The sequence below is a fragment of the Sphingomonas melonis DAPP-PG 224 genome (genome assembly GCF_000379045.1).
Lineage (GTDB): Bacteria > Pseudomonadota > Alphaproteobacteria > Sphingomonadales > Sphingomonadaceae > Sphingomonas > Sphingomonas aquatilis.
This window is the reverse complement of the sequence record NZ_KB900605.1, coordinates 3,342,228-3,364,342: the sequence shown is the minus strand read 5'-3', so window position 1 is coordinate 3,364,342 and position 22,115 is coordinate 3,342,228. Positions and strand designations below refer to the sequence as shown.

Sequence of the window (22,115 nt, the reverse complement as noted above, 5' to 3'; positions counted from 1 at the left end):
AGGGAAGCGCCTCGTAACCGAGGATATTCCTGTCCGCCCCCTCCGTCACCGCCTTCGGCGCCACCTCCCCCTGGCGGGGGAGGACTAAGCTGCGGCGCCGAACATCGGTCAGCTCTAGCACGTCGGGCAACGGGGTCGAGTGACGATTCCGTCATCTGTGATCGAGAGGATGCACCGTCGCACGCCTGTAAATGCCACGCTGTCGCCACTATCTACGGGCAATGGACCACGCCATGGAAAGCTCGCTGACCCTCTCGCGCAGCCCCGCTCCGGCGGCAGCCGCCGCGCGGACCCCGCGCCCGCGGATCGCCGACGACAAGGCGATGCTGCGCGCCGCTGCCGAACTGACGCGTGACCTCATCGCGCCGCGCCCCGGCATCTACTGGGCCGATCTGATCGCCTCGGCGGTGATCGGCTATGGCGCGCTGGCGGTCGCGGTGACGGTGCAGGGCACCGGCTGGGTCGTGCTGGCGGCAGTGGTGTCGGCGCTGGCGCTGTACCGCGCGCTCAGCTTCATCCACGAAGTCAGCCACATGAAGCACAGCGCCTTGCCGCGCTTCCGTGGCGGCTGGAACGCGCTGGTCGGCGTGCCGATGCTCACCCCCAGCTTCATGTACGAAGGCGTGCATAACCTGCACCATGCCAAGACGCGCTACGGCACGTCGGAGGACCCCGAATATCTGCCGCTCGCGCTGATGAAGCCGTGGACGCTGCCCGCCTTCGTCGTCATCTCTGCGTTGGCGCCGATCGGTCTGCTGATCCGCTATGCGATCCTGTCGCCGATCTCGCTGCTGTCGCCCAAGCTGCGCACGACGATCGTCGAACGCTATTCGGCGCTGGCGATCAACCCGTCCTTCCGCCGCCGCGCGCCGGAGGGCGAGGCGAAGGTGCTGTGGAACCGCGTCGAAACCGCCGCCAGCCTTTGGGCGATCGCGATCGTCGTGCTGACCGCGACCGGCGTCTTCTCACTGCGTGGCGTGCTGATCGCGCTGGGAATCGGATCGGGCGTTGCGGTGGTCAATCAGGTGCGCACCCTCGTCGCGCATCTGTGGGAAAATGACGGCGAGCCGATGAGCGTCACCGCGCAATATCTCGACTCGGTCAACGTGCCCCCGCCTGCGCTGTTGCCGGCTTTGTGGGCGCCCGTAGGCCTGCGCTATCACGCGCTGCACCACCTGTTGCCCAGCCTGCCGTACCATTCGCTGGGCGAGGCGCACCGCCGCATCACCGCCGCGCTGGAGCAGGATTCGCCCTATCACAAGGCGAGCTATGCCGGCCTGCCGGGCCTGGTGAACAAGATCGTGCGGAGCACTTTCGTCGCCCGCTAAACCGGCGTAGGGTCGCCCGATTGGGGCATATCGAGGGGGAATGGCCGCATGAGCATCGTGTTGGCCATGGCCCTGCTCGCCGAGGCGGTCACCGCAACGCCGAATCCGCTGCCGAAAGGCACCGTCACGGTCGCGATACGCGCTGACGACGATCAGGCGGCGGCCTTTGCCGAAACGGTCGGATCGTCGCTCTCCGCCGCCGACTTCCTCGTCCGCCCCCCGGCCGGGCCGAGCCGCTATCAGGCCCGCGTCACGATCGATCGCGACGTCCGCGGCCTCGTCACGGCACCCGCGCCGGTGGCGGGCCCCGATGTCAGCGTCGGCAATTGGGGCAGGGGCGTCCGGATCAGCCTGCCGACCCGCAAGCAGGATTTGCGGCCCCTGGTCGTGACGCGCATGACGCTGACCCTCGTCGACGTGCGCAGCGATCGCACCCTATGGACCGGCACCGCGGTGACGACGCAGGTTGGTGGCACGCCTGCCGACGATCCGCACGTGCTCGGCACGAAGCTCGCCGATGCGCTGGTGATGCGCATGCCCGCCATTCTCGATGGTGCGCTGTCGATCCCCTGACCGGCGGATCACCCCATCTGATCGAACAGGCTGGGCATCGCTCCATTCGTCTGCGCGGCCAGCGTCGCGGCCGCATCGCGCGTGCGCTCGCTCCACCCCCGCGCCTGGCGTTCCTCGCTGCTCATCGCATCGTATTGCGTCACCAGCGTCTGGCTGTAGGCCGCAAAGCTGCCGCCCTTGATCGCGCCCGTCGCACTCTCCCGCTCGCGCGATTGCAGGGCTGCCTTGGCGGCGCTCACCTCGGTCCGCGAAAAGCCGCCGGTCTGGTTGAGCGCGATCGCCGCCAGCGCCCGGCCCGACAGCTCGTCCAGCTTGGGCGTCGCCGTCTTGCCCGCGCTTTTATACTGCGCGTCCAGCGTCGCGCGGACCTCCTTGGACAGCGCGGTGAAATCCTTCTTCGCGTCGGCGATCTGGGCGGACGCGCGCCTGGCAGCGGGGGAGATCGTCGCCACGTCCCCCTTGCTCGCGCTCGTCCCGGTCTTGGCCGGCTGCGCCGCCGGCGCGGTGCCGGTCGCGGTGACGGCAGTGGTCGACGTGCGGGCCGCCACGCCATAGCGTGATGCCAGTTGCGCCTGCATCAGTGCCGCAGCACCCGTTCCGGTCAGATTGGCCATCGCCCGACATCCCCTGCCGCCGTGCGACACAGCGCACGACGCCGGAGGAGGATAGGTCTCCATGGTTAACGAAGCGTCAGGACCGGGCGCTGTTGGACCGCGGGTCGCGAACAGACCCGAATATCATGCTCTAAGTCCTTGGGCCGCCAGCTCATCATAGGATCGGCGGATATGCCGCTGTCCTACACGCAACGGGATGTGCCACCCGTGTATCGGTCATGCGCCACCGCTCTTTCACTCCCCCACGCGGGATTCGAAAAACACCTGCGCGGGTGAGACTTTTGTGACTTTCCGCGTGCCCCTATTCCTCGGTGCGGATCAGCACCGCCTCGCCGATCAGCAGGAACAGCAGGAACGGCGCCCAGGCGGCGAGGAAGGGCGGGTAGGCGCCCAGATTGCCCATCGCCAGCGCGAAATTGTCCGCGACGAAATAGGCGAAGCCCAGCGCCATGCCGATCACCGCGCGCACGAACAGCTGACCCGATCGTGCGATACCGAACGCCGCCACCGCGCCCAGCAACGGCATCAGCACCGCCGACAGCGGCCCGGAGAATTTGTGCCACAGCGTACCCTCCAGCGACTTGGTCGGCCGCCCCGCATCGCGCAGGTCGCCGATCGCGGCATTGAGCTGCGTGAAGTCCAGCCCGTCGGGATTGACGTTGCCCAGCGTGAACTGGTCGGGGCGCACGTCGCCGGCGATCGTCACCCGGCCCAGCGACTGGAGCTTGCCGCTCGCCACGTCGAAGCGCGTCGCCGGCTCGATGTCCCAGCCGTTGGCCACCCGGTGGCCGTGCGGCGCGGTGATGATCGCCTCCAGCCGCCCGGCGGTCCGGTCGTAGACGGTGATGTTGCCCAGGCGCGTGGCATTGCCCCGCCCACGCACCTGTTGCACCGCGATCAGATCATCGCCATCGCGCACCCAGACGTTGGTGCGCTCACCCCGGTCGATCGGCAGCGCGCCGTAATCGACGTCCTTCCACTGGTCGAGCGTCGCGGTCGCGCGCGTCACGATCCGCTCGTTGAACACGAAGCTCACCGCCGCGACCCCCAGGCTCGCGACGAGCAGCGGCGCTAGCACCTGATGCGCCGACAGACCGGCGGCCTTCAGCGCGATGACCTCGCTGTTCTGGTTCATCGTGATCAGCGTCAGGATCGTACCGAGCAGGACGGAGAAGGGCAGCAGGAACGCGATGATCTGCGGCGCGCGCAGCGTCACATACGTCCACACCTGCGCCTGCGTGTTGCCCGGATGCGCCAGGATCGATCCCGATTCGCTCAGCAGATCGAGCGTCTGCAGGATCAGCAGCAGCGCGGCGAGCAACCCGAAGGTGCGCACCAGGAACATCCGTCCCATGTAGATGGCGACGGTGCGCGACGGGAAGAAGCTGCTCATGCCGCCACTCCCTTCTTGCGACCCCGGCCGGGCAGGTAACGGGTGATCGCCTTCCCGATCTTGCCGAAGGCGCGCTCGATCGCGCCGATCGGCTGGCCGCCGGGCACATAGGCGATCTGATAATACATCCAGATGATCAGGCCGGCGAAGATCACGAACGGCACCCAAAGCGCGATCAGCGGGTCGATCCGCCCCAGTTCGCCGATCGACGCGGCATATTCGTTCACCTTGTGGTAGGCGACGATCATCACGATCGCCAGGAACACGCCGACGCCCGAGCTCGATCGCTTCGGCGGCACGCCCAGCGCCACCGCGAGCAGCGGCAGCAGGAACATCGTCGCCACCTCGACCAAGCGGAAATGGAACTCCGACCGGCTGCTGTCGCGCTGCTGCTCGCTGGCCGAGGCATGGCCCAATTTGGCCAGTTCGGGCAGCGTGAACTCCAGGTTGCGGCCGCCGCGCTGCCGGAAATTCTCGTAGCGGGGCAGGGGGATGGGCAGGTCGTGGCTGGTGAAGGTCAGCACGCGCGGCACGGCGAAATTGGGCGCCTTGTGGACCAACGTGCCGTTGGTCAGGCGGAAGATGATCGTGTTGGGATCGTCGGTCGCCAGGAACTGGCCCGACTGCGCCGTCACCGAATAGGTCGTGCCCTTGTCGCTGTAGCGCACGAAGATGCCGTCCAGCTTGCGCCCGCTGTCATGGCTCTGCTCGATGCGCAGCGTCATGCGGTCGCCGAAATGGGTGAACTCGCCCACCTTGATCGACGCGCCCAGCGCGCCCGTGCGCAGCTCGAAGCGCAGCTGCTCGTAATAGTATCGCGCCTTGGGCTGGACGAAGCCGACGATCGCGATGTTGAGCGCCGCGAGGATCAGCGCATACATGAACGGCACGCGCAGCAGCCGCGAATAGCTGACGCCCACCGCACGCAGCACGTCCAGCTCCGAATTGGCGGCGAGCCGGCGGAAGGCGAGCAGGATGCCGAGCAACAGGCCGATCGGAATGCCCAGGCCCAGATATTCGGGCAGCAGGTTCGCGAGCATCCGCCACACGACGCTGATCGGTCCGCCCTCGGTTGCGACGAAGTCGAACAGCCGGCGGATGCGGTCAAGCACCAGCAGCATGGCGGCGATCGTCAGCGTCGAAAACAACGGCAACGCGATCAGCCGGGCCATGTAACGATCGAGGGAAGTCATGCTGAACGAAGGCTCGCGCCGGGGAAAGGAGCCAAGGCTATAAGCGGGATGGCGGGGCACGTCAGCCCCCGGCGACAGCCTGTGTCGCCGCCCGTCACTCCGCGGCGATCTGGTGCGGCGGGGCGGGGCGGTCGCCCTGCGCCATGGCGGTCGCGATCGCGCGCTCCAGACCGCCCAGCGTGAACGGCTTGCGCAGGACCTGATGGTGGCCGAACTCGCTCGCATTCGCCTCGCCGGCAAAGCCGGTGACGAACAGCACGGCGATATGCGGATAGGCAGGCCCGATCTCCGCGATCAGCTCGGGCCCCGTCTGCCCGGGCATCAGCACGTCGGAAATGATGAGGTCGATCCCCGCATGGCTCGCCAGCAGCCCTGCCGCCTTTGTCGGCGCGTCGCAGGCGATGGCATGGTGGCCCAGCTCGTCGAGCGCGCCCATCGTCGCCATCAGCACGCGCGGATCGTCCTCGACGACCAGCACGTGGAGGCCCTCCGGCGCGACGGCCGGTGCCGGCGGGGTCGCGGCCACGACGGACGTCTCGGCCTGCGGCTGCTGCCGGTCGCGCGGCAGGTACAGCGTCACGGTGGTGCCGTCGCCCGGAGCGGTGTCGATCGCGATCGCGCCGCCCAGCTGCTGCACCAGCGCGAAGATCTGGCTGAGGCCCAGCCCCGTGCCCTTGCCCGCGGCCTTGGTGGTGAAGAAGGGTTCGTAGACGCGCTCGACCACCTCGGGCGTCATGCCCTCACCGGTGTCGGCCACCGCGATCGTCACGTAATCGCCCGCCGCGCAATGATCGACCTGATGCTCGTCCAGCGTCACCGCGCCGGTCGCAATGGCCAGATCGCCCCGGCCGTGCATCGCATCGCGCGCATTGACCGCGAGGTTCAGGATCGCATTTTCCAGCTGCACGCGGTCGGCGCGCACCTGCCATCCCCCGGCGCTGTCGCGCGTCGTCACGGTGATGCCGTCGCCCAGCGTCCGGTCGATCAGCTCCGACATGCCCGACACCAATTGCGCCGCCGCGATGGGTTCGGGCTTCAGCGATTCCTCGCGGCTGAAGGCGAGCAGTCGCCGGGTCAGCGCCGCCGCACGGTTTGCGCCATCGGCCGCATTGTCCAGGTGTCGCGCCGCGGCGTCGGGATCCCCCACCAGCGACCGTCGCGCCAGCTCGAGTCCGCCCAGAACCACCGCGAGCATATTGTTGAAGTCATGCGCGATACCGCCGGTCAGCTGCCCGACCGCGTCCATCTTCTGCGCCTGCCGCAGCTTGGCCTCCTGCACGCGCAATTCGTCGGTCGCCTGTCGCACCGCATTCGCCAGCGCCTCGGCCCGCTCACGCGCCGCATCGGCGTCGGCCCGCGCCAGCGCCCGCTCGCCGATCGCCCGCACCGTCAGCCAGCCGAGCACGACCGCGCCGATCACGATCAGCCCGCCGAACACCGCCAGCACGCCCGCGATCCGGCTCGACCGGTCGACGGTGCGCATCGCATCGGCGGTGCGCGCGTCCAGCAGCGCGCGCTCGCCCTCGATGATCTCGTCCAGCGTCCGGTCGATCGCCGCCAGCGTCGGCGACTGGCGCGCCTTGTAGTAGCGGGCGAGCGCCTGGGCGTTCTTGCCATAGGTGGTGCTGAGCGCAGTCAGCGACAGCTCCTCGCCGCGCTGCTGGTACGCCTCGCGCAGCCGCGCCACGCGTGCGCTCTGCTCGCCGGTCTCGCGCGTCAGCCCTTCCAGCTTGTTGAGCTGCGTACCCGCCAGCCGCCACTGATCGTAATAGAGCTGGCCGAGCTCCTGCTCCGCCTTGCCGCTGATGACGTAGCGGCCCAGCGACGCCTCCGATCGGGCGATCGTGCCCGACAGGGTGCGGGCCAGGATCATCACGTCATAGCTGTGCGCCTGCGCCGCAAGCGCGCGGTCGCGCTGGCGGTTCGCCTCGCCCAGCGTCACGATCAGTGCGACGAGCACCGCTGCGCCGAGCAGACCCATCACGACTAGCGTGACGGTCCGCCACGCCGCATTGCGTTCGGAATCCCCCCCCGGGGCCATCTCGGCGCCGTCCCGCATCACGGCAGCGACGCTAACGCGTTTGTCCGGTCAAGGAAAGGTGAGGGCGACCGGCTTCAGCCGATCGCGCCCACGGCCTGCCCCGCCGCCCGGAACCGCTCGATCACCGTATCCAGCTGCGCCGCCGTATGCTCGGCGCAGAGCGAACAGCGTAGCAGGAACGTGCCGGCCGGCGTGGCGGGCGGGCGCGCCATGTTCACGTACACGCCCGCTTCCAGCAGCCCCTGCCACATCGCGACCGCCTGCGTCTGGTCGTCCAGGATCACCGCGACGATCGCGCTGTCCGGCTGTTCGGTGCCGAGGCGGAAGCCCAGCGCCTTCAGCCCGCCGTGCAACTGGCGCGCGTTCGACCACAATTGCTCGCGCTTGGCGGTCGCGGTCATCAGCTTGCGGATCGATGCGGTCGCGGTCGCGACGACGCTCGGCGGCAGGCTGGCGGTGAAGATGTACGCGCGGCAGGCGAGGCGGATCGCTTCGAACTTGGGATGGTTCGAAATGCAGAAGCCGCCGACCGTGCCGACCGATTTGGAGAAGGTGCCGACGACGAAGTCGACCTCGCCCTCCAGCCCCTGTGCCTCGTACACGCCGCGGCCGTTGGGGCCGTAGAAGCCCATCGAATGCGCCTCGTCGCTGAGCACCATCGCGCCATGCTTCTTGGCGACGGCGACCATTTCCTTCAGCGGCGCAACGTCGCCGAGCATCGAATAGACGCCCTCCAGCACGACCAGCTTGCCCGCGTCCTTGGGCAGGCGACCCAGCCGCTTGTCGAGATCCTCGACGCTGTTGTGGCGGAAGCGGACGATCTCGGCGACGCCCTGCTTGCAGCCGTCGTAGATCGAAGCGTGGCTGTCGGCGTCGAGGATGACATATTCACCCTTGCCGACCAGCGTCGAGATCATGCCCAGATTGGCCATATAGCCGGTCGAAAAGACGATCGCGCCGCTGACGCCGTAGAAGTCGCGCAGCGCCGCCTCGGCTTCCATATGGTCGCGGAAGGTGCCGTTGAGCATGCGGCTGCCGTTGGTGCCCGATCCGAACTGGTCGAGCGCGGCATGGCCTGCGGCGATGACGTCGGGGTCGAACGTCATGCCCATGTAATTGTACGTGCCGAGCAGGATCGTGTCGCGGCCGGCGATCACCGCCTCGGTCGGGCTCTTCACCTGCTCCATCACGATCGCGAACGGATCGGTGACGCCGGTATCGATCAGCGCCTGCCGCTCGGCGATCAGGCCGTCGAACTTCGACATCAGGTCGCGTTCCGGAGCGACCGGGGCGGGGTCGAGGTCCAGCGCCTCGGGCTGCAAGCCGGTCTCGGTCATGCCTCGGCCTTCAGCTTGGCGACCGCATCGGTCAGCTGGCCGATATTCTCGATTTCCGCCTGCATGTTCATCGTGATGATGATGTCGAACTCGTCCTCGATCGCCGCGACGAAGTCCATCACGGTCAGGCTGTCCCATTCGAGGTCGCCCTGAAAGGTCGTCGCTTCGGTCAGCGCTACGCCCTTCTTGTTGAACGGTTCGATCTGGGTCTTGATCGTATCGAGGATCTGGGTGCGGTCGGTCATGATGGTCATCCGAATGGCGGCCAAATGCGGCGGTGTTGCGGCGCTATAGCAGCCCGCGGGCGCGATACCATCGTGCCGTTGCGGCGAGGCCATGCTCGGGTGCGATCTCCGGCGTCCACAGCTCGGCGGGCGGGCGCATCGCGGGGCGGGCGGTCCAGTCCGGGTGCGCGAGATAGCCGACACGATCGGCGGTGAGCTTCGCACCGTCGCGGCGGACCGCGCGATCCAGCTTGGCACCCAGCATCAGCGCCGCCTTGGGCAAATGCAGCGTCAACACGCGCTTCCGCCCCACCGCGCGCGCGATCGCCTGAGCCATCGCGGCATGGGTCAGCACATGGCCGTCATCGACCTCGTACACCGCCGGCGCCACGGTTTTCGTAGCGAGCGCCAGCAGCAACAGCGCCAGATCGTCCACTGCGATCAGCGACACGCGCCCCCGCGGCGGCAGCAGGGCAAGGCCCATCCGCGCGGCGCGGAACAGGTCGCGCATCTCCATGTCGCCGGGGCCGTAGACGCCGCTCGGCCGCACGATGCTCCAGTCGAGCCCGCTCGCTTCGACCAGCGTCTCGGCCTCGGCTTTCGACCAGCCATAGATTGACAGATCCGGTTCGCGCGCGGACAGCGACGAGACATGGACGAACCGCCGGACGCCTGCGGCCTGCGCAGCGGCGATCATCGCCCGCGTGCCATCGATATTACCGGCGACGAAGCCGGCCTTTGTCGGCGTGCTGACGACACCCGCAACATGCACGACCGCGTCGGCCCCCTCGACCAATGCCGCCAGGCTGTCGGGCCGATCGAGCGCCCCCTCGATCCACGTCACGCCGTCCCGCGCGCGCTGCGACCGGCGGGTGAGCGCGCGCACGCTATGGCCGGCGGACAGCGCCCGCTCAACGAGCGCCCCGCCGACGAAGCCCGTCGCCCCGGTGATGGCGAGGGTGGTCACGCCTGCCTCACCCATTTCGTCACCCCGGACGTGTTCCGGGGTCCACTCGTCCGCGCGGGAAGCGCCTGGGCCTCCAGCCATCCCCCTCGCCGCACAGTGGACCCCGGAACACGTCCGGGGTGACGGAGCGCGTCGAACGATACCATCACACCAACGCCAGATGATTGCGATGCACCAGAGCCGCGCGCGGCGCATAGCCCAGGATCGCCGCCTGCTCCTCCGACCGCGTGCCCACCAGCCGCACCGCCTCGGCCGCGTCATATTCCGACAGCCCGCGCGCGATCGTGCCGTCGGGTCCCTCGATCGACACCAGGTCACCGCGCCCGAACGCACCTTCGATCTGCGTCACGCCCGCCGCCAGCAGGCTGCCCCCCGCGGCCAAGGCACGCGCTGCCCCGGCATCGACATGCACGCGCCCGCGCGCCGTCAGCCCGCCTGCCAGCCACGCCTTGCGCGCCGACGCCGCCCGCTCCGCCACGAACAGCGTATGGCGGGGGTCGCCGGCCAACGGATGCTCCATCCGCCCGCTCGCGATGGCGAGATGCGCGCCCGCCCCGGTCGCGATCCGCGCGGCGGCGATCTTCGACACCATGCCGCCCGATCCCATGCCCGACGCCGATCCACCGTCTGCCATGCCTGCGACCGCATCGATCCGCTCGACCCGTGCGACGTGGCGCGCGTCGGGATTGGTGTGCGGGTTGGCGTCGTACAAGCCATCGACGTCCGACAGCAGCACCACGCCCTGCGCGCCCGCTGCCTGCGCGACGCGTGCCGCCAGCCGGTCGTTGTCGCCGAAGCGGATTTCCTCGGTCGCGACGCTGTCATTCTCGTTGATGATCGGCACGACGCCCAGGCCCAGCAGCCGCCCGAGCGTCGCCGCGGCATTCAGATAGCGCCGCCGGTCTTCCAGGTCGTCGAGCGTCACCAGCATCTGCGCCGCCGTCAGCCCGTGCGTGCCGAGCAGTTCCGCCCATGTCTGGCTGAGCGCGATCTGCCCGGTCGCCGCCGCCGCCTGCGCATCCTCCAAGCTTGCGCGGCCGCCCTTGGCAAGGCCCAGCCGCCGCGCACCCAGTGCGATCGCTCCGGACGATACCACCGCCACCTGCTGCCCTGCCGCGACCCGCCCTGCGATATCCGCGACCAGCGTCGCCAGCCACGCGCGCCGCACCGCCCCATCCGGCGCCACGAGCAATGCCGACCCGACCTTGACGATCAGACGAGAGCAGGCGGTCGGCGGGAAGAGTGCGTCCTGCATGGGATCAGAGCGGCGACCAGCTGATCTCGTCTTCGCCCTCGTCGCTGTCGGGCACCGCTTCGGGGCCGGGCCCAATGCTGTCGAGCAGGCGGTCGAGCACCCAGTCGACGCCCGTGCCGGCCGCGCCGGACAGCGGGATGACGTCCGCGCCGCTCGCTTCGGCGAGTTCGGCGGACAGCGCCTCGATCAGTTCGTCGTCGAGCATGTCGATCTTGTTGAGCGCGATGACGTGCGGCTTGTCGATCAGCCCGCCGCCATAGGCCTCCAGCTCGTCACGGACGATGCGATAGCTTTCGGCGACATCGGCGTCATTGGCATCGACCAGATGCAGCAGCACGCGGCAGCGTTCGATATGCCCCAGGAAGCGGTCGCCGATGCCGGCGCCGTCCGCCGCGCCCTCGATCAGGCCGGGGATGTCCGCGACGACGAACTCGCGGTTACGGTGGCGCACCACGCCCAGCTGCGGGCGGGTGGTCGTGAAGGCATAGGCACCGACCTTCGCCTGCGCGTTGGTGACGGCGTTGATGAAGGTCGATTTGCCGGCGTTGGGCAGCCCCACCAGCCCGGCATCGGCGAGCAGCTTCAGCCGCAGCCACACCCACGCCTCCTCGCACGGCCAGCCGGTGCCGTGCTGGCGCGGCGTGCGGTTGGTCGAGGTCTTGTAGCTCGCATTGCCGCGCCCGCCGTCGCCGCCGCGCAGGAACACCTCGCGCTGGCCGACCTTGGTGAAGTCGAGCAGCACCTCTTCCTTGTCTTCGGACAGCACCTGCGTTCCGACCGGCACCTTGATGACCAGATCGTCGCCACCGCCGCCAGTGCGGTTGCTGCCCGATCCGCCATGGCCGCGTTGCGCGCGGAAGTGCTGCGTGTAACGGAAGTCGATCAGCGTATTGAGGCCGGCCACCGCTTCGAACACGATGTCGCCGCCCTTGCCGCCGTTGCCGCCATCGGGGCCGCCATATTCGATGAACTTTTCGCGCCGGAAGCTGACGGCACCGGGGCCGCCGGTGCCCGAACGGACGAAGATCTTGGCTTGGTCGAGGAAATGCATGCCGCCTCTTTAGCGAAAGGCGCGCGAACGGCCACCCCTGCCGGCGCATCCCCACGCCCCGCATGGCGACGAGGTTGTACCGCCATAATGAGTAGCGCTATGAGGGGCGCAGTGAAGTCGGCGTCCGATCCCCAAGCCCCGTTGCCACCCTCCGCTCGGCTGGGGTGGGTGCGCGCATTCGATACCGCCGCCTTGCCGGCAAACGAGCGCTATGAGGTCTGGCGCGATGGCGACGTCGCCAATCTGTCGACCCGCTACGAAACGACGCCGGAAGAACCGTTTGCGGCGGCGATGGACTGGCTCGATCTCGGCACGCTTGGGATCGGCCACGCGGTCTTCACGTCGCAGCAGTGGGAGCGCACGCGGCAGAAAGCGGCGCGCGACGACAATGACGATTTTGTGATCAGCGTGCGCCATGCCGGCGCCGCGATCTTCGAGATGGACGGGCGGGAGGCCATCGCGCCGACCGGATCGATCGTCATCGCCGACATGGCGCGTCCGAAGCACCATTACTCGGAAGCCTCGATCAGCACCGGCATGGCGTTGAAACGGGCGGACGTGGAGCGTCTGTTCCCCTCGACCCGCGCGCTGCACGGCCATGTCGTCGCGCCCGAACATGCCGCATTGCTCGTGTCGCATTTGGCGCTGCTGCGCGGACAGGCGGAGCATATGCCGGCGGCCAGCGGGCCGATGCTGGCGCAGACGATCCTCGATCTCCTCTCGGTATCGGTCGCGGCGAGCTTCGCCGAGAGGCCGGTGGATCGCGACCGGCATGAGCGCGCGTTGCGCGTGCAGCTACGCGACGAGATCGAACGCAACCTCGGCTCCCCCTCGCTTACCGTGGCGCGCCTCAGCCGTTCGCTCGGCGTCTCGCGCTCCACTTTGTACCGATTGTTGCAGGACGAAGGCGGCGTGCAGGCCTATGTCCGCACGCGGCGTCTGGAAAAGGTCGCGGAGGCGTTGCGCCGCGAAGGCGGGCGGGGGACGATCGCGGCGCTGGCCGAGCGCTGGGGCTTTTGCGATGCCGCTTATCTGGGGCGCGCGTTTCGCGAAACCTATGGCATGACGCCCGGCGACTATCACGCGATGCACGTCGCCCATCCGCGGCTCTGACGCGCTCCGGCGGCATGATGTAGGCCGTCATGGCTATGGACCGGTTCGGGACCAGACTCTATCGTCAGTACCATGTCGCAGGTCCCTGAGAACGAACGCTTCCCTTCGGCACCATCATCCTCCCGCCTGGGCTGGACTCCCTTTTTCGACACGGCGGCGCTGCCGCAGCGGGATCGGTTCAGCGCGTGGCGCGATTCCGACATCCGCAATCTCTCACAGCATTTCGAAACCCGGCCGACCCAGCCGTTCCAGGCGCGGATCGAAGGGCTCGATCTCGGCACGATGTTGCTCAATCACGTCCATATCTCAGCCCAGGACTGGCATCGCGGCGCGGCGCACTTGCGCGACCAGGCCGACGGGCTCGTCGTCAACGTGCGACACGCCGGCGGCGCCTGGGGCCGGATGGGCGATCGCGACGTCCACGCGCGAGATGGCGCGGTGGTGCTGACCGACATGGCGCTGGGCAACACGCATGTGTCCGAAGCCTCGGTCTCGACCAGCTTCGTGCTGCCCCGCGTGCTCGCCGAACGTATCCTGCCCTCGGTCCGCAGCCTGCACGGCCATGTCGTGCCCGCCGAGCAGGCGGCGTTGCTGACCAGCCACCTCACGGCGCTGCGGCACCACGCCCGTCACCTGCCTGCAAGTAGCGGCCCCGCGGTCGCGCAGACCGTCGTCGATCTGCTCGCACTGGTGGTCCATGCCAGCCTCGGCGAGCGCCCAGGCGACCCCGAACAGCATGACCGCGCGCTGCGCGTCCAGTTGCGTGACGAAATCGAGCGCAACCTCGGCTCGCCCTCGCTCAGCGTCGCGCGTCTCAGCCGCACGCTTGGGGTGTCGCGTTCGACACTATATCGCTTGTTGCAGGATGAGGGCGGCGTACAGGCCTATATCCGGGCGCGCCGGCTGGCCAAGGTGGCAGAGGCCTTGCAGCGGCGCGGCGACCGCCAGACGATCGCGGCGCTCGCCGACCGATGGGGCTTTTGCGACGCCGCCTATCTGGGGCGCGCGTTCCGCGAAACCTATGGCATGACGCCGGGCGACTATCACGCGATGCACGCAAGCGGCCTGCCACCGACCGGCATCGCGACCCCCATCGCAATGCCGGCCGGCCGCATCGTCACTCCCTAGGCCGCAACAAGCGGTTCGGTAGCAACGCGCATCCGTCCCGCGATCGGCGCCATCAGGCGGGATCGCGTTCGGACCGATCGAGTACGCCCCACGTTCCACCGCTCTGGGATTTGACCAATTCGGTGCCGCAGCGGCTGCACGTACACCGCCACCGTGATCCGTCCGACCAGACCCGACGACGCGAACGCTTGTGGCCGATGACCAGACAGATGGGAGCTAAAACGCGTTTCATGCCAGGTCATCCACTCGATGCGGCCTCTTTAGGGAAAGAGAGCGTGCCGCATCAGGGGCTTGGCCATTGTCGGTGTTGCAGGCGCTATTGATCGCGTCTCACACTGGCGTCTCGCCCGGCGCTTCGTTGCGCAGCAGCATGCCCACCGCCAGATCGCGCGCCTTGCTGCGCGGCAGGTTGAGCGCGCGCGCCATCGCCGCGCCGAGCAGCGCGTCGCCCAACGCCATCAGCATCAGGTGCAGCGTCTCTTCCTGGATCGGCCGCTCGGGCGGTTGCACGCCATCGGCAAGTTCGTCGACCAGATCGTGGACGGCGGACAGGATCGGATCGAGCGCATCGCGATTGCCCGACAGGATCATCCAGCTCGCCAGCGCACCCGCGCCGCCGCTGTCGAAGGCATCGAAGACGAGGTCGACGATACGCCGCGGATCGGGCTCCCCGCCGCGGTTGCCCAGCACGGCATCGCGAATCACCCCCGTGATCTGCGCCGCCATCCGCGCGATCAGCGCCTGTTGCAGCCCCTCCGCGGACCCGAAGTGATGCAGCAGGTTGGCATGCGTGCGGCCGATCCGCGCGCCGACCGCCTTCAGCGTCACCGCCTGCGGGCCGCTTTCGACCAGCAATTGCTGGGCGGCGATCAGCGCGGCTTCCCGGCTTTCGGTGGGGGACAGGCGGCGGCGCAAAGGGGCCGGGACGGGGGTTGAAGCGCTCAGGACGATGGCCTATTTACATTGGTGTAAGCAAATGCGGATATCGTCCTAGTACGGAGGAAATCATGGCGAAAGCAACCACGCCGCACGATCTGGTCATCACCGCGCGCGATCGCCGCTTCGGTCGTGGCGCCCGGATGGGTCGCTGGTGGCTGAACGACGATCCGATCGCGACCGCCTTCTACAACGCCTTGTCCGTCACCTTTCCCAAGGGGGAGGGGTTCTTCGTCGACAGCGTGCGCCGCTTCCGCGAGGGCACGTCGCCGCGCCTGACGCGCGAAATCAACGCCTTCATCAAGCAGGAGGTACTGCACACGCGCGAACATGTCGCGTTCAACCGCCATGTCACCGACCAGGGCTATGACGTGACGCGGCTCGACCGCGACGTCGACGCGGCACTGGCGCTGACCAAGGGCCGCCCGCCGATCGCCAGCCTTGCGGCGACGACCGCGCTCGAACATTTCACCGTGATGCTGGCGCATGAGCTGATCGCCAATCCCCGCCATCTTGCGGGCGGCGAGGAACAGGCGCGCGCTCTGTGGCTGTGGCACGCGGCCGAGGAGATCGAACACAAGGGCGTCGCCTACGACACCTGGCTGCATGCCACGCGCGACTGGCCGCGCTTCCGCCGCTGGTGGGTCAAGTCGTTCGTCATGCTGATGACGACGAAGCACTTCTTCGTCGGCCGGACGCGCGGCATGCTCGAGCTGTTGCGGCAGGATGGCCTCACCGGTCCGCGCGTCTGGGCGCGGCTCGCCTGGTATGCGTTCGGCAATCCCGGCATGGCGCGCAAGGTGGCGGGCGTCTGGGCGGCCTATTTCCTGCCCGGCTTCCACCCATGGAAGCACGACGACCGCGAACTCATCCGGCTGGCCGAGAGCGACTACGAGGCGGCGGTGATGCCGAAGGCGGTCACCGCCTGACGCCGGTCAGTCGAGCGCGGCCAGAAACGCGACGGCGGCGTCATACTCGCGCCGCTTGTTCGCCCGCGCCTGTTCGGCCAGCAGATCGCTGCCCCACAATTCCGCCTGCCAATCCTCGTCGACATGGGCGGCGGCCCATAGCGTATCGGGATCGCCCGCCCGCTCGATCAGCGCGAGCGCCAGCACCAGCGACCCGGTGATCGTCACCACCGGCGACAGGCCCACGAGGTGGAAGGCGTCGAGCGTCGCCACCGCCTCGCCGAGGCGCGTGAGCGTCGCTGGCGGCTGGGCGCGGTGGATGATCCCCGCGGTCGGCTCGAAATGCACGTCGTAGCGGGTGCGAGCCCAGTCGAGCCACGGGTCCCACGCCGCCTGCTGCCGGGCGATCAGATCGTCGGGCGATTCGGCCCGATAATAAAGCAGGTCGGTCGCGCCATAGGCGGCCAGCCCCGCCGCGAAGGGCGCGGGGTCGGCCGCGATCCGGTCGATCGCCGCATTGGCAAGGCCGGTCAGCGGCATCGCGCGCGGATCTACTACCTCTGGCACCGCGCGCCATTCGCCCGCGACCGCCTCTGCCAGCGCGTCGGTCGGCAGCGCCAGCGGCACGCGGCCCGGCGTGCGCACCGGCCGCCCGTCGAGCGTCACCATCCGATCGGCGTCGACCGCCACCTCTGTCCAGAAACGCTTCATGGCCGGGGCGGCGTCCGCCAGCGGTGGGCGAGGGCGGCGGGCACCGTGGCGATGACGACGAGTGCCGACAGCGTGATCGCGACACCCAGCACCTTGGTGACCATATCGGGCGCGCGCACCGCCAGCATCAGGCCGAACACCGCGCCAAGGCTGCCGGCGATGCGGCTGCCGACCATCGCCAGCCAGCGGCGCCGGGCAAGGGCATCGCCGCTCACGCCAGCAGCCCGGGCAGCGCGGCCACGCGCTCCGCCACCACGTCCGCGCCCGCATCGGCGAGATCGCGGACGTCATGATAGCCCCAGGCGACGCCCACCGCCCGCGCGCCCGCGGCCTTAGCCATCGCCATGTCGAAACTCGTGTCGCCGATCATCGCGGTCTCCTGCGCTGTCGCGCCCGCTTCGTCCATCGCGGCGATCAGCATCGCGGGGTCGGGCTTGGAGGGGTGCCGGTCCGCGGTTTGCAGCGTGACGAAATGGTCGGTCAGGCCATGATGCGCCAGAATATGCGCAAGGCCCCGGTCCGACTTGCCCGTCGCCACGCCCAACAGCCAGCCATCATCCGCAAGGCCCTGCAAGACCGCGGCAATCCCGTCGAACAACGGCTCCTCCGCCATCGCGCCGGTCGTCCGCAGGTGGAAGAAGGCGGCCTTGTAATCCGCCGCCATCTGCCGGTGCAGCGCGTCCTCCGCTTGCGGTAGCAAGGTCGCGATCGCCTCGACCAGGCTCAGGCCCACGATCCGACGGATCGCGCTGCGCGGCGGCGCGGGCAGAGCGGCGATCCGGAACGCATCCTCCATCGCCTGGCAGATATTAGCCTGGCTATCGACGAGCGTGCCGTCGCAGTCGAACACGGCGAGTTTGGTCATCCCCCGACGCCTACCGGGCGAGGGCGGGCGCGCAAAGCGCAAATCGCTCGGCCCCCAATGCACCCATCGTCACCCCGGCCTTGAGCCGGGTCCCGCTTCGTCCCAAACCGCTCAGCCACCGAATCCCGACTTTAGTCCTTCGCGGCCGCCCACCGCATCAGCGCGGCGATGTCGTCCTTACCCTGCCGGTCAAAGCCCGCGATCACCCCCGCCCGGTCGGCGGCAGTCTTGTTCTGGCTGAGCTTGGTCGTGCCGCGCACCGCGCTGACGGTAATGGTGAACCCGCGAATCCCCGACAGTTGCTTCGCAAAGGCATCGGGCGCCACCTTGCCGCGATCCCAGGGATTGTCGCGCGGCTCGTGCAGCGCCGCCAGACGGTCCAGCTGTTCGGTCAGGCCCGCGGCATCCACCTCATGCGCCACGCCGTCGATCTCGATCGTCTGGTAATTCCACGTCGGCACCTGGTCGCCCGGCGCCGCATACCAGTTCGCGCTGACATAGCCGTGCGGCCCCGCCACGCTCGCCACCACCGCCGCACCCTCCAGATGGCGGACGATGCGATTCGCGCGTGAGACGTGAAAGCGCAAACCGTCGTCGTGCAGCGTCACCGGCGCATGCACCACCATCGGGCCATCGGCGGTCGCGGCAAAGATATGCGCGAAGCCGATCCGCTCGGCCTCCGCCAGCAATGCCGCCGCCTCCGGCCGGAAGAGCGGATTGGGGTGCATCAGCCCCGGCGGCCGCCCGGACCACCGCTTTTCGGGCCACCCGTCTTCGGCTTACCCGCCTTCGGACCGCTGCCTTTGCCGCCATCCTTGCCGGTCGGGGCCGCGCCACGCCGCCGCCGCTCACCGCGGTTTTCCTTGCGCACCGTCTTCGCATGCGCCTTCGCGCGCTGCTTCAGCACGTCCTTCGGCGGTGGGCCCTTTTTCGGCTCCTCCAGCGGCAGCGCATCGCCCTGCGCCTCTTCGAATCCCAGGCTCTTCAGGCTTTCGGCAAAGTGCGTCGGCAGGCTCGCCGTCTCGTCGATGCTGCCGCCATCGGGATGGTCGACGCGGATGCGCCGGGCGTGCAGGTGCATCTTGCGGCTGATCCCGCCGGTCAGGAACGCCGCCGCGCCGCCGTATTTGCCGTCGCCGACGATCGGGTGGCCGATCGCCGCCATGTGGACGCGCAGCTGGTGCGTGCGGCCCGTAAAGGGTTGCAGCTCCACCCAGGCGCAGCGGTTGCCCGCCCGTTCGATCACGCGATAGCGGCTGCGCGCAGCTTGGCCGTTCTCCTCGTCGACGTGCATCTTCTCGCCGCCGGTGCCCGGCTGCTTGGCGATCGGCAGGTCGACCATGCCGTCCTCGATCGACGGCACGCCGACGACCAGCGCCCAATAGACCTTTCGCGCGGTGCGCCCCGAAAACGCCTTGGCGAAGAAGGCGGCGGCACGGCTGGTGCGTGCGATCAGCAGCGCGCCCGACGTGTCCTTGTCGAGCCGGTGAACCAGCTTCGGCCGTCCCTCGGCATCATATTGCAACGCATCCAGCAGCCCGTCGACATGCTCGGCGGTCTTGGTGCCGCCCTGCGTCGCGAGGCCCGGCGGCTTGTTGAGGACCAGCGCCTGCAGATCCTTGTGGATCACCATCTCGCGCGCGAAGGCGATCTGGTCTTCGCTCAGCGGCGGCCGTTCGCGCTTCGGCTTGGCGACGACGGCGCCTGTCTCGTCCTTTACCTCGGGTTCGGGCGGCGGCACGCGCAGCGTCTGGCCCGCCTTGATCCGATCGCCCGGCGTCGCGCGCGCGCCATCGACGCGCAACTGGCCGGTCCGCGCCCATTTGGCGACGGTAGTGAAGCTCGTGTCGGGCAGATGCCGCTTGAACCAGCGATCCAGCCGGATGCCGTCGTCGTCATAGCCGACGTTGAACTGGCGAATGCCGCCCTCGTCGCCGCTCATGCCACCGCACTCCCGAACAGGCCGCGGGCCAGCATCAGCCCGGCAAACAGCGCGCCGATCGCGCCCGCGACCGACACGAAGACGTACAGTGCCGCCGTGGCCACCGCGCCACGCTCCACCAGCGTCACGACGTCGAGACTGAACGACGAAAAGGTCGTGAACCCGCCCAGCACGCCGATCCCTAAGAACAGGCGCCAGTTCTCGCTGCCCCCGATCCGCGCGAGCACACCCGCCAGCAAGCCCATCAGCAGCCCGCCGATCAGGTTCACGGCCAGCGTACCATAAGGAAAATTCGGGCCGAGCGCGGTGAGGGCGATCCGGCCGGTCAGATACCGCGCCGCCGAACCCAGCGCACCGCCGGCCATGACGAGAAGAAGAGGAGGCATGATCGCTGCCCTAGAGCAAGTTCGCGCAAAGAGGAAATGCGGGGGTGAGGGGGTGGCTTACGCGGCCCCCTCCACCCCGTCACCCCGGACTCGTTCCGGGGTCCACTCCGCGGCGAGGGGGACGGTTAGAGGCTCCAGCCATCCCCCCGCGGCCCGGTGGACCCCGGAACTAGTCCGGGGTGACGAAGGGATGACGGCGCTAGGCCTCAGTCCTACCGCAGCAACCCTGCCGCCCGCAGCGCATCGTTCACGATCCCCGCCACGCCGCCATCCCGCACGCCGCCAGCATCGGCCGCGCGCGCCTGCGCCGCGCCGACCGCCCGCGCGATGCCCCAGAATGCGGCGATCCGCCGGGTCGACGACAGGCCGACATCCAGCATGAACGGCCCCGCCTGACCGGCGGTTTCGGCACCCTGCGTCGCGATCGGCGTACCATGGCCCATGGCGAGGATGCGATGATCCTCGATCACCGCGCGGCCATGCCGGTCGCGCCACACGCGATGCGGATTGCCGCCGACCAGCGCCTCCTCGGCAGGCGTCTCGCCGATCCCGAACAGCCCGCGCCATTGGCTCAGCAGCGCTTCGGCATTGGCGGGGTGGACGGTGGCGTCGGTGCCGCCATGCCAGACCGACAGCGTCGGCCACGGCCCGTCGTGGCGGCTGGCACCCCGCACGGCGGCGGTCAGCGCCGCGGCATCGGGCAGGTCGCGTCCGCGCATTCGCTCCAGCGCCTGGCTGACGCCCTGGGCGGTGCCATAGGGCAGGCCGCCGATGACCGCGCCGCCGGCGAAGACCTCGGGGTAATTGGCCAGCATCGCCGCCGCCATCGCGCCGCCCGCCGACAGGCCGGTAACGAACACGCGCGACGGATCGATGCCATGCGCCACGGCCATCGCCGCGATCATCGCGCGGATCGACGCTACCTCGCCATGGCTGCCGGCCATGTCCTCGGGCGCGAACCAATTGAAGCACAGATTGGGGTTGTTGGCGCGCCGCTGCTCGGGGAACAGCAGCACGAACCCGGCTTCGTCGGCAATCTGCGACCAGCCGGCGCCACTGTCATAGCCCGCCGCGGTCTGCGTACAGCCGTGCAGCACGACCACCAGCGCGGGCCGGGGTTGTAGCTGTGCCGGCACATAGACGCGCGCCCGCAGATTGCCCGGATTGGGACCGAAATCGGTCAGGTCGCTCAGCCGGTCCTCGCCATGGGCGGTCGTTATGGCATCGGCCATGCGCTGGCCGACGAGGCGACCGATCGTGTCCGACAAGCGGGGCATGTTGGGGTCTCCGACCGGGCGGGATCATCGGCGAACCCGTCTTGCTGCATCGCACAATATGGGCGTGGGCGAGCCGAAGGCAAGCGCCGATCAGTCCCGCGATCGCGACGTGCACTACCGGACCAGCAGGTCCACCCGGCTGCCGCCGCCCGGCCCCGGCGTCACGTGCACCACATAGGCCGCATCGCCGCGAGTGCCGCCCAGCACATGCTCGTCACCCTCAGCCTGATGCTCCGCGCTATAGCCCGCCCGCGTCACCCGCGCATTGTACCAGTCGAGAATGCGCGCAGCCGGCGCACTGCTCGCGAAGCTGACGACGCGCAATCCGCACGCGTCATTGCCCGCCGCCTCCTGCACGCGCGCATCGGGGTAGAGCGGCACCGCGGTGGGCAGGCGCGCCGCCCAGGTCGCCGAATAGGAGACGCGCTGCGCACAGTCCGCATCCGCCGGCCGCTGCCGTGCCGCCAGCTCGGCCAGCGTCAGCGCCCCCGCCGCCGCCTTGCAAGACGGGCAGTCGCCCCTGGCGGGCGGCGTCGGCTTCAGATCGGCGGCGGTGACGCCATCCGGCCGGCCGGCGGTGGGGTCGGCGGGGATCGACAGCGGGTCCGGCCGGCTCGGGGGGCGCACGGCGTCGGTATTGGCGGTCCGGGTCAGCGCGGGATCGACCATGATCTGGTCGCGCAGCGCCGCAGTCAGCGCCGGGTCGCGCTCGTTCCCGGCCGCGCCCGCGGTCAGTTCCTTGTCCAGGCTGTCGAGGTCCTGCTGCGTCGCCGCCGGCTTGGCACATCCGGCAAGCAACAGCGCAGCAGCGGCAAGAAGGCGATTCGCATGCATCGCGGGCGACCATGGCGCATCGGCCGTTAAGTCGCCATC

General features: G+C 69.1%; 23 protein-coding genes. 5 read left to right on the top strand and 18 right to left on the bottom strand.

The features are described 5' to 3' along the window. The first annotated feature begins 233 nt into the window (after positions 1-233). Positions 234-1,328 carry a fatty acid desaturase family protein gene (locus SPHME3_RS0116355; RefSeq protein WP_017978281.1) on the top strand — a complete coding sequence of 365 codons (1,095 nt, stop codon included), beginning with the start codon at positions 234-236 and terminating at the stop codon, positions 1,326-1,328. A gap of 48 nt (positions 1,329-1,376) precedes the next feature. Further along, complete coding sequence (locus SPHME3_RS0116350) at positions 1,377-1,901, top strand: hypothetical protein (protein WP_017978282.1); 525 nt, start codon at positions 1,377-1,379, stop codon at positions 1,899-1,901. 8 nt (positions 1,902-1,909) lie between these two features. On the opposite strand, the gene SPHME3_RS0116345 is transcribed toward SPHME3_RS0116350, so the two are convergent. The 9 genes from SPHME3_RS0116345 to obgE all read right to left on the bottom strand — a co-directional run bounded on the left by SPHME3_RS0116345 (position 1,910) and on the right by obgE (position 11,976). After that, positions 1,910-2,515, bottom strand: coding sequence for a hypothetical protein (locus tag SPHME3_RS0116345; RefSeq protein ID WP_017978283.1), 606 nt, complete (start codon positions 2,513-2,515; stop codon positions 1,910-1,912). A gap of 301 nt (positions 2,516-2,816) precedes the next feature. Then, positions 2,817-3,908: an LPS export ABC transporter permease LptG gene (gene lptG, locus SPHME3_RS0116340; protein ID WP_017978284.1), complete on the bottom strand. Its 1,092-nt coding sequence runs from the start codon at positions 3,906-3,908 to the stop codon at positions 2,817-2,819. Beyond that, the gene (gene lptF, locus SPHME3_RS0116335) at positions 3,905-5,080 is read right to left on the bottom strand and encodes an LPS export ABC transporter permease LptF (protein WP_017978285.1); all 1,176 of its coding nucleotides are present in this window, start codon (positions 5,078-5,080) and stop codon (positions 3,905-3,907) included. Before lptF ends, lptG begins: the two co-directional genes overlap by 4 nt. A gap of 115 nt (positions 5,081-5,195) precedes the next feature. Beyond that, the gene (locus tag SPHME3_RS0116330) at positions 5,196-7,160 is read right to left on the bottom strand and encodes an ATP-binding protein (RefSeq protein ID WP_018251089.1); all 1,965 of its coding nucleotides are present in this window, start codon (positions 7,158-7,160) and stop codon (positions 5,196-5,198) included. 56 nt (positions 7,161-7,216) lie between these two features. Next, entirely contained in the window at positions 7,217-8,479 is a 1,263-nt protein-coding gene (gene spt, locus SPHME3_RS0116325; protein ID WP_017978287.1) for a serine palmitoyltransferase, read from the bottom strand. Then, positions 8,476-8,724, bottom strand: a complete 249-nt coding sequence (locus SPHME3_RS0116320; RefSeq protein WP_020486443.1) for an acyl carrier protein — start codon at positions 8,722-8,724, stop codon at positions 8,476-8,478. The genes spt and SPHME3_RS0116320 overlap by 4 nt, the downstream gene beginning before the upstream one ends. Positions 8,725-8,767: 43 nt before the next feature. Next, entirely contained in the window at positions 8,768-9,685 is a 918-nt protein-coding gene (locus tag SPHME3_RS0116315; RefSeq protein ID WP_017978289.1) for an NAD-dependent epimerase/dehydratase family protein, read from the bottom strand. Positions 9,686-9,815: 130 nt separating this feature from the next. After that, the gene (proB, locus tag SPHME3_RS0116310) at positions 9,816-10,925 is read right to left on the bottom strand and encodes a glutamate 5-kinase (protein WP_017978290.1); all 1,110 of its coding nucleotides are present in this window, start codon (positions 10,923-10,925) and stop codon (positions 9,816-9,818) included. 4 nt (positions 10,926-10,929) lie between these two features. Beyond that, on the bottom strand, positions 10,930-11,976 hold the full coding sequence (gene obgE / locus SPHME3_RS0116305; RefSeq protein WP_017978291.1) for a GTPase ObgE: 1,047 nt from the start codon (positions 11,974-11,976) through the stop codon (positions 10,930-10,932). A 99-nt stretch (positions 11,977-12,075) separates the two neighbouring features. Between obgE and SPHME3_RS0116300 the strand changes: the two genes are divergently transcribed. Next, positions 12,076-13,089, top strand: a complete 1,014-nt coding sequence (locus tag SPHME3_RS0116300) for a helix-turn-helix domain-containing protein (RefSeq protein ID WP_231376771.1) — start codon at positions 12,076-12,078, stop codon at positions 13,087-13,089. Between the two features lie 72 nt (positions 13,090-13,161). After that, positions 13,162-14,217 carry a helix-turn-helix domain-containing protein gene (locus SPHME3_RS0116295; protein WP_017978293.1) on the top strand — a complete coding sequence of 352 codons (1,056 nt, stop codon included), beginning with the start codon at positions 13,162-13,164 and terminating at the stop codon, positions 14,215-14,217. 330 nt (positions 14,218-14,547) lie between these two features. Here the strand turns inward: SPHME3_RS0116295 and SPHME3_RS0116290 are convergent, their stop codons facing one another. After that, complete coding sequence (locus SPHME3_RS0116290) at positions 14,548-15,132, bottom strand: TetR/AcrR family transcriptional regulator (RefSeq protein ID WP_017978294.1); 585 nt, start codon at positions 15,130-15,132, stop codon at positions 14,548-14,550. Positions 15,133-15,224: 92 nt separating this feature from the next. On the opposite strand from SPHME3_RS0116290, the gene SPHME3_RS0116285 reads away from it, so the two are divergent. Continuing rightward, positions 15,225-16,082 carry a metal-dependent hydrolase gene (locus tag SPHME3_RS0116285; RefSeq protein ID WP_017978295.1) on the top strand — a complete coding sequence of 286 codons (858 nt, stop codon included), beginning with the start codon at positions 15,225-15,227 and terminating at the stop codon, positions 16,080-16,082. A 6-nt stretch (positions 16,083-16,088) separates the two neighbouring features. Here SPHME3_RS0116285 and SPHME3_RS0116280 read toward each other — a convergent pair whose 3' ends face one another. The 8 genes from SPHME3_RS0116280 to SPHME3_RS0116245 all read right to left on the bottom strand — a co-directional run bounded on the left by SPHME3_RS0116280 (position 16,089) and on the right by SPHME3_RS0116245 (position 22,076). Next, a complete protein-coding gene (locus SPHME3_RS0116280; protein WP_020486444.1) occupies positions 16,089-16,772 on the bottom strand; it encodes an ATP12 family chaperone protein in 684 nt (227 codons plus the stop codon). Continuing rightward, entirely contained in the window at positions 16,769-16,987 is a 219-nt protein-coding gene (locus SPHME3_RS0116275; protein ID WP_020486445.1) for a hypothetical protein, read from the bottom strand. Before SPHME3_RS0116275 ends, SPHME3_RS0116280 begins: the two co-directional genes overlap by 4 nt. After that, positions 16,984-17,637, bottom strand: coding sequence for an HAD-IA family hydrolase (locus tag SPHME3_RS0116270; protein WP_017978298.1), 654 nt, complete (start codon positions 17,635-17,637; stop codon positions 16,984-16,986). Before SPHME3_RS0116270 ends, SPHME3_RS0116275 begins: the two co-directional genes overlap by 4 nt. Before the next feature lie 131 nt (positions 17,638-17,768). Continuing rightward, entirely contained in the window at positions 17,769-18,365 is a 597-nt protein-coding gene (locus SPHME3_RS0116265) for an FMN-binding negative transcriptional regulator (protein ID WP_017978299.1), read from the bottom strand. Next, a complete protein-coding gene (locus SPHME3_RS0116260; protein WP_017978300.1) occupies positions 18,365-19,579 on the bottom strand; it encodes an RluA family pseudouridine synthase in 1,215 nt (404 codons plus the stop codon). Before SPHME3_RS0116260 ends, SPHME3_RS0116265 begins: the two co-directional genes overlap by 1 nt. Then, positions 19,576-19,965, bottom strand: coding sequence for a fluoride efflux transporter CrcB (crcB, locus tag SPHME3_RS0116255; protein WP_024310500.1), 390 nt, complete (start codon positions 19,963-19,965; stop codon positions 19,576-19,578). Before crcB ends, SPHME3_RS0116260 begins: the two co-directional genes overlap by 4 nt. Positions 19,966-20,177: 212 nt before the next feature. Further along, positions 20,178-21,242, bottom strand: a complete 1,065-nt coding sequence (locus SPHME3_RS0116250; protein WP_017978302.1) for an extracellular catalytic domain type 1 short-chain-length polyhydroxyalkanoate depolymerase — start codon at positions 21,240-21,242, stop codon at positions 20,178-20,180. A 114-nt stretch (positions 21,243-21,356) separates the two neighbouring features. Then, on the bottom strand, positions 21,357-22,076 hold the full coding sequence (locus SPHME3_RS0116245; RefSeq protein ID WP_231291996.1) for a hypothetical protein: 720 nt from the start codon (positions 22,074-22,076) through the stop codon (positions 21,357-21,359). Positions 22,077-22,115: the final 39 nt, after the last annotated feature.

What these genes read in the sequence shown, in the direction of transcription:
- SPHME3_RS0116320 (WP_020486443.1), bottom strand. Translation starts at nt 8,724, where the DNA reads ATGACCGACCGCACCCAGATCCTCGATACGATCAAGACCCAGATCGAA.
- SPHME3_RS0116260 (WP_017978300.1), bottom strand. Translation starts at nt 19,579, where the DNA reads ATGAGCGGCGACGAGGGCGGCATTCGCCAGTTCAACGTCGGCTATGAC.
- SPHME3_RS0116330 (WP_018251089.1), bottom strand. Translation starts at nt 7,160, where the DNA reads ATGCGGGACGGCGCCGAGATGGCCCCGGGGGGGGATTCCGAACGCAAT.
- proB (WP_017978290.1), bottom strand. Translation starts at nt 10,925, where the DNA reads ATGCAGGACGCACTCTTCCCGCCGACCGCCTGCTCTCGTCTGATCGTC.
- SPHME3_RS0116250 (WP_017978302.1), bottom strand. Translation starts at nt 21,242, where the DNA reads ATGCCCCGCTTGTCGGACACGATCGGTCGCCTCGTCGGCCAGCGCATG.
- SPHME3_RS0116300 (WP_231376771.1), top strand. Translation starts at nt 12,076, where the DNA reads ATGAGGGGCGCAGTGAAGTCGGCGTCCGATCCCCAAGCCCCGTTGCCA.
- lptG (WP_017978284.1), bottom strand. Translation starts at nt 3,908, where the DNA reads ATGAGCAGCTTCTTCCCGTCGCGCACCGTCGCCATCTACATGGGACGG.
- SPHME3_RS0116295 (WP_017978293.1), top strand. Translation starts at nt 13,162, where the DNA reads ATGTCGCAGGTCCCTGAGAACGAACGCTTCCCTTCGGCACCATCATCC.
- SPHME3_RS0116315 (WP_017978289.1), bottom strand. Translation starts at nt 9,685, where the DNA reads ATGGGTGAGGCAGGCGTGACCACCCTCGCCATCACCGGGGCGACGGGC.
- spt (WP_017978287.1), bottom strand. Translation starts at nt 8,479, where the DNA reads ATGACCGAGACCGGCTTGCAGCCCGAGGCGCTGGACCTCGACCCCGCC.
- crcB (WP_024310500.1), bottom strand. Translation starts at nt 19,965, where the DNA reads ATGCCTCCTCTTCTTCTCGTCATGGCCGGCGGTGCGCTGGGTTCGGCG.
- SPHME3_RS0116280 (WP_020486444.1), bottom strand. Translation starts at nt 16,772, where the DNA reads ATGAAGCGTTTCTGGACAGAGGTGGCGGTCGACGCCGATCGGATGGTG.
- SPHME3_RS0116285 (WP_017978295.1), top strand. Translation starts at nt 15,225, where the DNA reads ATGGCGAAAGCAACCACGCCGCACGATCTGGTCATCACCGCGCGCGAT.
- lptF (WP_017978285.1), bottom strand. Translation starts at nt 5,080, where the DNA reads ATGGCCCGGCTGATCGCGTTGCCGTTGTTTTCGACGCTGACGATCGCC.
- SPHME3_RS0116270 (WP_017978298.1), bottom strand. Translation starts at nt 17,637, where the DNA reads ATGACCAAACTCGCCGTGTTCGACTGCGACGGCACGCTCGTCGATAGC.
- SPHME3_RS0116345 (WP_017978283.1), bottom strand. Translation starts at nt 2,515, where the DNA reads ATGGCCAATCTGACCGGAACGGGTGCTGCGGCACTGATGCAGGCGCAA.
- SPHME3_RS0116245 (WP_231291996.1), bottom strand. Translation starts at nt 22,076, where the DNA reads ATGCATGCGAATCGCCTTCTTGCCGCTGCTGCGCTGTTGCTTGCCGGA.
- SPHME3_RS0116265 (WP_017978299.1), bottom strand. Translation starts at nt 18,365, where the DNA reads ATGCACCCCAATCCGCTCTTCCGGCCGGAGGCGGCGGCATTGCTGGCG.
- obgE (WP_017978291.1), bottom strand. Translation starts at nt 11,976, where the DNA reads ATGCATTTCCTCGACCAAGCCAAGATCTTCGTCCGTTCGGGCACCGGC.
- SPHME3_RS0116355 (WP_017978281.1), top strand. Translation starts at nt 234, where the DNA reads ATGGAAAGCTCGCTGACCCTCTCGCGCAGCCCCGCTCCGGCGGCAGCC.
- SPHME3_RS0116350 (WP_017978282.1), top strand. Translation starts at nt 1,377, where the DNA reads ATGAGCATCGTGTTGGCCATGGCCCTGCTCGCCGAGGCGGTCACCGCA.